Source organism: Microcystis sp. M53602_WE12 (genome assembly GCF_030065455.1).
Lineage (GTDB): Bacteria > Cyanobacteriota > Cyanobacteriia > Cyanobacteriales > Microcystaceae > Microcystis > Microcystis aeruginosa.
The window spans coordinates 1-8,232 of the sequence record NZ_JASJFB010000743.1 but is presented as its reverse complement, the minus strand read 5'-3'; the positions used below and the strand labels follow the sequence as shown (position 1 = coordinate 8,232).

At 42.3% G+C, this 8,232-nt stretch carries 9 protein-coding genes and 1 pseudogene; 5 read left to right on the top strand and 5 right to left on the bottom strand.

Translation table 11 applies throughout. From position 1 onward, the window contains the following. Positions 1–247: 247 nt before the first annotated feature. Positions 248–364 (bottom strand): annotated as a pseudogene (locus tag PX482_RS23025) (helix-turn-helix domain-containing protein); the annotation flags it as partial. A 91-nt stretch (positions 365–455) separates the two neighbouring features. On the opposite strand from PX482_RS23025, the gene PX482_RS23020 reads away from it, so the two are divergent. The 5 genes from PX482_RS23020 to PX482_RS23000 all read left to right on the top strand — a co-directional run bounded on the left by PX482_RS23020 (position 456) and on the right by PX482_RS23000 (position 4,952). Beyond that, entirely contained in the window at positions 456–1,445 is a 990-nt protein-coding gene (locus tag PX482_RS23020; RefSeq protein WP_288123073.1) for a CAP domain-containing protein, read from the top strand. Between the two features lie 268 nt (positions 1,446–1,713). Further along, positions 1,714–2,343, top strand: a complete 630-nt coding sequence (locus PX482_RS23015; RefSeq protein WP_288026676.1) for a ribonuclease D — start codon at positions 1,714–1,716, stop codon at positions 2,341–2,343. Between the two features lie 409 nt (positions 2,344–2,752). Then, positions 2,753–3,403 carry a DUF3318 domain-containing protein gene (locus tag PX482_RS23010; RefSeq protein ID WP_002756971.1) on the top strand — a complete coding sequence of 217 codons (651 nt, stop codon included), beginning with the start codon at positions 2,753–2,755 and terminating at the stop codon, positions 3,401–3,403. 114 nt (positions 3,404–3,517) lie between these two features. Beyond that, the gene (locus tag PX482_RS23005) at positions 3,518–4,513 is read left to right on the top strand and encodes an anti-sigma factor antagonist (RefSeq protein ID WP_288094385.1); all 996 of its coding nucleotides are present in this window, start codon (positions 3,518–3,520) and stop codon (positions 4,511–4,513) included. Further along, complete coding sequence (locus PX482_RS23000; RefSeq protein WP_002756968.1) at positions 4,500–4,952, top strand: ATP-binding protein; 453 nt, start codon at positions 4,500–4,502, stop codon at positions 4,950–4,952. The genes PX482_RS23005 and PX482_RS23000 overlap by 14 nt, the downstream gene beginning before the upstream one ends. A gap of 6 nt (positions 4,953–4,958) precedes the next feature. Here PX482_RS23000 and PX482_RS22995 read toward each other — a convergent pair whose 3' ends face one another. From PX482_RS22995 to petN, 4 genes are all read right to left on the bottom strand, one after another. Beyond that, positions 4,959–6,404 (bottom strand): serine/threonine-protein kinase, encoded by a 1,446-nt coding sequence (locus PX482_RS22995; RefSeq protein ID WP_043998831.1) that lies wholly within the window; start codon positions 6,402–6,404, stop codon positions 4,959–4,961. A 95-nt stretch (positions 6,405–6,499) separates the two neighbouring features. Beyond that, positions 6,500–7,753 (bottom strand): exonuclease subunit SbcD, encoded by a 1,254-nt coding sequence (gene sbcD, locus PX482_RS22990; protein ID WP_288123071.1) that lies wholly within the window; start codon positions 7,751–7,753, stop codon positions 6,500–6,502. 42 nt (positions 7,754–7,795) lie between these two features. Further along, entirely contained in the window at positions 7,796–7,939 is a 144-nt protein-coding gene (locus PX482_RS22985) for a hypothetical protein (RefSeq protein ID WP_002736416.1), read from the bottom strand. A 16-nt stretch (positions 7,940–7,955) separates the two neighbouring features. After that, positions 7,956–8,045, bottom strand: coding sequence for a cytochrome b6-f complex subunit PetN (gene petN / locus PX482_RS22980; RefSeq protein WP_012265708.1), 90 nt, complete (start codon positions 8,043–8,045; stop codon positions 7,956–7,958). Positions 8,046–8,232 lie beyond the last annotated feature (187 nt).

The following is an 8,232-nucleotide window of genomic DNA, read 5'->3' as shown; positions in this document are numbered from 1 at the left end:
CCGACCATTGGAGGGATCGGGGGTAAAATTCAGGTACTTTTTCCCTGAAAATTAGGTAACTGACTACCTCAAAATCGGTAAAACCCCACACCCCACACCCCACACCCCACACCCTGCCCCCACCAACAAACTTTTTCAGCAAATCCTACTTAACAGATTTACCCCCCTCTGGTCAACAGGTCGCCACCAGGACTGGGAAAATGGGGAAATAGGGAAATTCAACTCAAACCCCTTCGCTGTGATTTCTCTGTGTTCTGACATGGAGAGCTTTATTGTCAACTAATCTTACACAGTCCAAGGTGTGCCGCAATAGCGACTCTTGTTCTGGTGTTGGGTAAAATCGGTAGCGATCGGCTTTCCCCATACCTGACCTTCTGGCATATATCCTGTAAATGCGCTAGTATTTAACAGTAAATCCAACCTAGAACGGCGGGGTTTCAGACCCAATTTTTTTGATGAAAAGTTTTTTTAAGAAACCTTATCGGTTAGGAATTTTGATGCTTGTATCGACAAGTTTAATGGCCTGTAGTGCCTTAAACTATAGCTCTTTTACGGAACTCGTGCCATCTTTCTCTCCCGCTCCTTCTCCCTCTCCTTTAGATGCGGCAACTTTACTTGTTTTAGAGAATAAAATCTATCAACAGGTCAATCGCTATCGTCAATCTCGCAATTTATCTCCCCTACTGTTAAATCGGACAATTTCGCAACAAGCAAGATTACATAGCCAACGCATGGCCGCGGGTTTAGTTCCTTTTAGTCATCAAGATTTTGACAAAAGAGCGCAAACTATTGGTGTTTCGGTTCCCTATGAAGCGGTGGGGGAAAATGTGGCAGTTAATCAAGGTTATGATGACCCGGTAATGATTGCTGTGGATGGCTGGATTAAAAGTCAAGGTCATCGGAAAAATATGGAGGGAGATTTTGATAGTACCGGGATTGGAGTAGCGACGGATAATCAAGGAAAATTGTACTTTACTCAAATATTTCTAAAACGTCAATCCGCTCCTGTTTCTACTAATTCCCTTAGCTACGATCCTATCCAGAATCAATCTTTTTTAATTACCCTCGAAGAAAACACTAATTATCAAGTTAATCGCTACCGAATTTCTCAAAATTTACCGCCCCTACGTCTCGATGCTCGTATTAGTCATGAAGCTCGCTTATTTAGTCAAAAAATGGCCCATAAACAGGCTCCTTTTAGTCATGATGGTTTTGCGGGAAGAGTCAAGGCAGTACAAAGGAAGATTCCTTTAGAAAAAATGGGCGAAAATTTGGCTTTTATGAAGGGATATCCTGACCCCGTTAGCGTTGCCGTCAAGGGTTGGATTAATAGCCCCGGCCATCAAAAAAATATGGTTGGTGATTATAATCTCACCGGTATCGGTATCGCTAAAAATAATGTTGGTGAATATTATTTTACACAACTTTTTGTTAAAAAGCGTTGACAAAATCCCCCCGATGATACTTAAATTTAATTACCAGTTTTTAACATCAGTTATCAGTTATCATTTAAGTAGTCGGACATAAATTCTGTGGTCTATCTTAAGAAATGTAAATTGCCGCAATTCTTACTGACGACCGACTCCTTACCCCACAGTTAACTTTACTTTTGTCCAACTACTTATCAGGGAAATAAAGGCAGTCGTGCGATAGGCAAAAGCATTACAAATTTCCCTCCTGTCTCCTGTCTCCTGTCTCCTATCTTCTAACTATATGAACTTAGACAATTTTCAAGTGTGCGATCGAGATTTAAGCGATGACCTATTATCCCGTTATCTAGGGGTTAATTCGATCGCTGTAGATACAGAAACTATGGGATTAATACCGGGGCGCGATCGACTGTGTTTAATTCAACTCTGTGATCCCAGTGGTTTTGTCACTGCCATTCGCGTTTTTAGGGGGCAAACAGAGGCTCCTAATCTCAAAAAGGTCATGGAAGATGAGCGGATAGAAAAAGTCTTTCATTTCGCCCGTTTTGATGTGGCTCAATTATCCCATACTTTCGGCATTGCCACTCAACCGATTTTCTGCACCAAAATCGCCAGTAAACTGGCTCGGACTTATACCAGCAGTCACGGTTTAAAAAGTCTCGTGCAGGAATTGGAAGGCATAGAATTAGACAAAACCGCTCAGAGTTCTGATTGGGGAAATGCCGCTAATCTCACCCCACAACAACTGAGTTATGCTGCTAACGATGTGCGCTATTTACTGTCAGTGCGAGATAAATTAATTGTGATGATGCAAAGGGAAGAAAGATGGGAATTAGCCCAAAAATGCTTTAGTTGTATCCCCATCTTCACCGCTTTAGATTTACAGCAATACAAAGATATATTTGAGCATTAGCCAGCACAAGTTACAGTCTATTTAATAAGTAAATAGAAGAGAGATTTTGTCTTTGATCCCCCCTGCCCCCCTTGATAAGGGGGGTGCCGATAGGCGGGGGGATCGCCCTTGATAAGGGGGGTGCTGATCCCCCCTTAATCCCCCCTTAATAAGGGGGGTATCTGACAATTTTTAACACCCACCTACTTAGTATGATTGACTCCCAATCGAACTTTAAAAACCCAGTTATGGATGGTTTCTTCCCACTTCCCCACTTCCCACTTCCCCACTCCCCACTTCCCCACTTCCATCACTGTTTACTGATCACTGAAAATGCTCTCTAGGGCCAAAAGCTGCCAAGATCACAAAAAAGACCGCTATGATCGAAAATAGAAATCATCGTCATTGGTAGAGAATAGGTAAAAAATCTATGACATCTTATGCGGCCTCCTCTGCACGAGCCGAAATGAGCGAACTTCGGCGCCTAAAAACCCTACTACCTCCAGAATTACAAAGTTGGGTAACGGTAGAAGGTTCCACAGAGGTTAATCCCCCCCTGATCCGTTGTGAAGAAATTGGCAGAGATGAGGTAGAAATTCAGATAGATTTAGCCAAATGGGAAAATTTAGCCATCGATCAGCGTAATTTGCTCTTTTGGCATGAAGTCGCCAGGATTCAAAATGATAGTATTCCCCGGGAAGGCTGGGAAATGGCCGCCCTCGCTATTGGCTTAGGTGGTGCGGTGGGGGAATTATGGGTACAGGACGGGTTATTATTGCTTTTGGCTATGGGATTATGTGGGATTTCCGGTTATCGTCTCTGGCGCAAAAATAATGGCGATAAAATTCTCAAAGAAGCGATCGAAGCCGATGAAAAAGCGATCGCCTTGGCCACCCGTTTCGGTTATTCTCTCCCCAACGCCTACAAGAGCCTAGGCAGTGCCTTTAAAACCCTAATTGAACAAACGCCCAACCGTCGTCTGCGTAAGCGTTATGAGACCCGTTTAGATGCCCTGAGAAAGAGTGCAGCCAAAGCGAAAGCCCAAACCCAAGGCCGTCCGCCCCTAGGTGAGATTCGTTAGCCGATGATCACAGGTAATCTCTGACATTACCCATTGGTATTTGGGGAAAAGTGTAGTAAACATTTAAGTGGGTCATCAGGCCTTGTTCATCTATCAAACCACCTCTTTGTGTCGATGACTTCCCAAATTCCTGAAACACGTTTTCTGATCATTCCGATGGAGTATCCCGTTTTGCGGATGCCCGATCGCTTGACTGTCTTGGAAGCAGTACAGTTCAAGGATTTGTTTCACCATCTCATCGCCCAAACACCCACTCCCGAAAAAGTCATTCTTGATCTAAATGCCACTCAATTTATGGATAGTAGTGGTGTGGGTGCTTTAGTGCATAATCTCAAAGCGGCTAGGGAAAAAAATATCGAGTTAGCTCTGGCTAACGTCCATCCCCCAGTGATGGGGGTTTTATCGATTACGGGACTAGATCAATTATTCACTTTCCAAACCTCCCCCCTAGCAGCCCAAGAAAAGGGCTTTACTGCCAATGAAAACCATCTACCGGAAACCCATCCCTCGATTCGCAGTTGGTTAAAGCGCGGTCTTGACATTGTTGGTGGAATCGTGGGTTTATTAATCACGGGGGTTATTTTTGTCCCCATTGCTATTGCTATTAAGTTAGACAGTCCGGGTCCAATTTTTTTCAGTCAAACCCGCTGCGGTTGGTTGGGAAAGGAATTTAAAATTCTTAAGTTTCGTTCCATGTGTGTGGATGCAGAAGCACTCAAGGATAAAATCCCTAATCAAGCGGAGGGAGCTTTTTTTAAAAATAAAAATGATCCCCGGATTACCCGGGTAGGAAAATTTTTACGTCGCACCAGTTTAGACGAATTGCCCCAGTTTTGGAATGTGATCACCGGTGAAATGAGTCTTGTTGGCACTCGTCCTCCCACCCCCGATGAGGTGGAACGCTACGATGTTCCCCAATGGCAACGTTTAGATGTAAAACCCGGTATGACGGGAGAATGGCAGGTGAATGGTCGTTCTCGGGTGAGTAATTTTGAAGAGGTAATTCAACTAGATTTGCGCTATCAAGAAAATTGGAGTTTAGGCTACGATCTACAACTGATTTTTAAAACAATTTTGATTCTCTTTCAAAAAAACAGTGGTGCCTTCTGAAGTCTTAAATTCCCCTTCTTCCCCCCTCCAATTCTATCTACAAGTCCGGACGGAATTGGCAGCTTTAATCCCAGTCCTACAATGGTTTGAATCTCACGGCAGTTCCTTTCTACCTGACTCGGTGCTTTGGCAGTGTAAGGTGGCTTTAGCAGAAGGATTTACTAATGCTGTCCGTTACGCTCACCAACATTTACCACCGACTACACCGATCGATCTAGAATTAACTTTACAGTCCCATTCTCTAGAAATAAGAATATGGGATCACGGTCAACCTTTTGATCTGCAAGCCAAACTCGATTCTCTACAACAACATCCTCTCGCACCTTTGGAAATGGAAAGCGATCGAGGATTAATTTTTATGCGTTCTCTTACTGATACTTTACAATATATCCGCACTGGCGAAGGGAGAAATTGTTTAATTCTCCAGAAAAGTTTTTAAGTCAATTTATCCCCTGCTAGAAACTCCGTCCATGGCACAGGTTTCCAGACGAGAAAAAAGAATTATCCCACCCCCCACACCCCACACAAGGGTGGGGAGATGTCCCCAGGGTGCTTTGAGAGAGAAAGTAATTTGATCGTAGTATAACCACTTGTTATTAACTCGCCAACCGACTTTTGTTCCAAAAGCGTTCCATTTTTGTTGATCATAATTGCTGCTTCCTCCCAAACTTTCATAGATTCTTTTCTGAACAGATATACCGAATTTTCCCTGACTATATTTTAACCAGAGTTGATTGATAGTGGCTAAATCTTCACAGGGAAAGTTATCTATGTCTTCTATCTTAAGATATTTTTCTTTAGTTCGATCGGCAACTTTTAAGAAGAGATTAGCCGTTTCTTGATCTGCCTCTTGCCATTTTTCTTGCGCTAAGAAATCCCGTAGGTTAGTGTAATCAATTTCCTTGGCACTTTTGAGGTTAATTTCCTCCCTGGTGGCGGCTGGAAAAACTGGCAAAACCGTTTCTTGAATTGTATTCTGTGATCGGGGTTTTGGCGGAATCACGAAGGCTAATTTGACTGCTAACTCTTGCAGGACTTCCCCGGCTGATTGATAACGTTTTTTGGTGCCAAATTCAATTAATTTATCTAAAATTTTACCTAATTCAACAATAACAGGATTATTAATCAGGTGCTTTCTCCATACCCATTCATGTTCACTCACATCGAATAATTCAAAGGGAGATATTCCCGTTAATAAATAGATACAAGTGACTCCCAAACTATATAAATCACTGCTATTAATCGCTTTGCCATTGCTTTGTTCTGGAGCGATATATCCCGGCGAACCGATCACTGTTCCTGTCAGGGAAAGGTTAGCAATGGGCATGAATTTAGAGGCACCAAAATCCACTAAAATTATTTTATTATCGCTGCGTCTCCTAATTATATTAGCTGGTTTAATATCCCGATGAATGACTCTTTTAGCATGGATAAAATCAAGAATTGGCAAAATTTCCAATAAAAGATGTTTGATCTTTTCCTCATTGAAAACTCCCTCGCTTTGTAATTCTTGTTCTAGATTTTCTCCCTCAATATATTCTTGAACAAGATATTGTCGCCCATCATTGCTGGTAAAATAGGCATAGAGGGAGGGAATTTGTGGGTGTTGACCGAGATTATCTAAACTAATCGCTTCTTCTTTAAATAATTCCGCCGCTTTCTTGAGAGCATTGCTACCTTGAGCGCTAGGAAAAAATTGTTTAATCACACAATAAGGTTTAGAAGGTTTATCCTCATCAATTGCTTGAAAAGTTTTACCGAAACCTCCTTGACCAATTAATTTTATAGCACGATAACGATCTTTTAGTAATAATTGAAAGCGACATTTTTGACAGAATTTATCTGTAGGATCATTGTTATATAGACAATCGGGATTAAGACATAAACTCATTGTTAGTTCAAAGAGGGATAGGGAAGATGTTTCAGTGAGCAGTAAACTGATAACTGATAACTGATAACTGATAACTGATAACTGATAACTGATAGCTAAATCGAGGTTTCTTCCTCTAGCCAAATTTCTGGCTGTTGATTTAATAAAAGCTGGGCTGCCTCTAACATATCATCGACAATATCGCGCAAATCTGTCTTATTATCGATATAAGCTTTTAACGCCTCCATCGGATCTAATTGATTACCCACCCCTAATTCCGGTAAACGGGGACGGGTTAATTGACTAATTAACTCAGCCCGAATACTATAACTATGGGCAGTTTTTAACGCTTCGTCAAGCTGATTGGTGTTGATTAGTTCTAATTGTTCACTGCGAATTTTATAAACTAAGCGGATAACTGCTTCCTGAATATCGTGTTTTTTGAGAGCTTTTAGCAATTCTTTTTGGGGGTTTTCTGCCTCAGAAACATCCACTTCGATGGAACGGAAAGGACGCACGGGTAAAGGACAAAATTCCCATTTAACCTCTCCTTTAGCCACTTCTATTAGAACATAGCCCTTATCTTCTTTTTCCTCGCTAAAATCCACTCGATCGATGCTCCCTGGATAGACAATGGGCGGATCATTGCTAGGATTAAGATTTTGATGTTTGTGAACATGACCGAGGGCAACGTACTCGAATTGTGGACGATTTAGCAGCGATAAAGGTACGGTAAAACCTTTACCAACCGCTAAAAATCTTTCTGCTCCTAAACTAGCTCGATCGGCCATTAAATGGGCTAATAAAATTGTTGGTACACTTGTATCTAATTGGCGAATTTCTCCTTCTAAAACTGGTTCCAAACGGTTAATTAATAATTCATTTACCCCACTCAAGGATAAACCCTCGGTTTCGGGACGGGTTAAGAGAGTGGCCCGGGTTAACCAGGGTAAAGTAATGACTTGGATATCGCCATTGCGGGTGGTGATGCGATGGGTGGTAAGGCGATCGCCAACAATAAAACCAGGCACCGCTAGGGTACGATAGATGGAGAGACTGACACCGCCATTACCATGAGAATGTTGATCGTGATTACCCACTAATAACACCGTCGGGATATTAGCATCGGCAAGACGACGGAATTGACTGGCAAAAGCTTCGTGAACAAAAGGAGGAGGAGTGGCATCGGGAAAGGCATCTCCCCCAAAAAGCACTAGATCCACAGGGGAGGCAATAGCCCGATCGATACAGAGGCTTAAACTGCCCATAAAATCCTCTAAACGCGTGTTTAATCCCGTTTTTGGATTTAAACGTCCATGGGAAAAACCGCTCCCCATGTGAATATCCGATAAGTGCAGTATTTTAATCATAGTAAATGAAAAACAGGCGTAATTAAGTACACCTGTTCAGGATTATTTTCCTAATTTTTTATCGCCATCTTGACGACGGCGATCGCGCCATTCTGTAGTCGTCAGGTAGAGAATGCCACCGCTAACGATAACGAGGAGAATTAAGGCGACTAGAAAGAGAGTGTTCAGAATCAAGGATGTTTCCATGGTATCTATAGATTACCTAGAAACCGTTACGACCCCAAACCACCATGGCGATCGACCAAGTGAACAGGGCGAGAATGCTAACCCAACCAAGTGTCAAAATATCCATAATTGCCTTTGTTAAACGAATTACTTAGGAGTTGACACTCTCCGCACTAAAAGTGCGGAGATTCTTGGGCTGAATCTTGCCGCTACTAGCAAAGCTAATTTTGGTCTTACAGTTTCATGTCTAGTCCGACTACACCTACAAGGTAAGCACTCTTAAAGACTACTCCCCAAGCGTAAATTTCTGTGTG

Excerpts from the sequence above, each read along its gene's own strand:
- PX482_RS23020 (WP_288123073.1), top strand. The coding sequence starts at position 456 with ATGAAAAGTTTTTTTAAGAAACCTTATCGGTTAGGAATTTTGATGCTT.
- PX482_RS23015 (WP_288026676.1), top strand. The coding sequence starts at position 1,714 with ATGAACTTAGACAATTTTCAAGTGTGCGATCGAGATTTAAGCGATGAC.
- PX482_RS23010 (WP_002756971.1), top strand. The coding sequence starts at position 2,753 with ATGACATCTTATGCGGCCTCCTCTGCACGAGCCGAAATGAGCGAACTT.
- PX482_RS23005 (WP_288094385.1), top strand. The coding sequence starts at position 3,518 with ATGACTTCCCAAATTCCTGAAACACGTTTTCTGATCATTCCGATGGAG.
- PX482_RS22995 (WP_043998831.1), bottom strand. The coding sequence starts at position 6,404 with ATGAGTTTATGTCTTAATCCCGATTGTCTATATAACAATGATCCTACA.
- sbcD (WP_288123071.1), bottom strand. The coding sequence starts at position 7,753 with ATGATTAAAATACTGCACTTATCGGATATTCACATGGGGAGCGGTTTT.
- PX482_RS22985 (WP_002736416.1), bottom strand. The coding sequence starts at position 7,939 with ATGGAAACATCCTTGATTCTGAACACTCTCTTTCTAGTCGCCTTAATT.
- petN (WP_012265708.1), bottom strand. The coding sequence starts at position 8,045 with ATGGATATTTTGACACTTGGTTGGGTTAGCATTCTCGCCCTGTTCACT.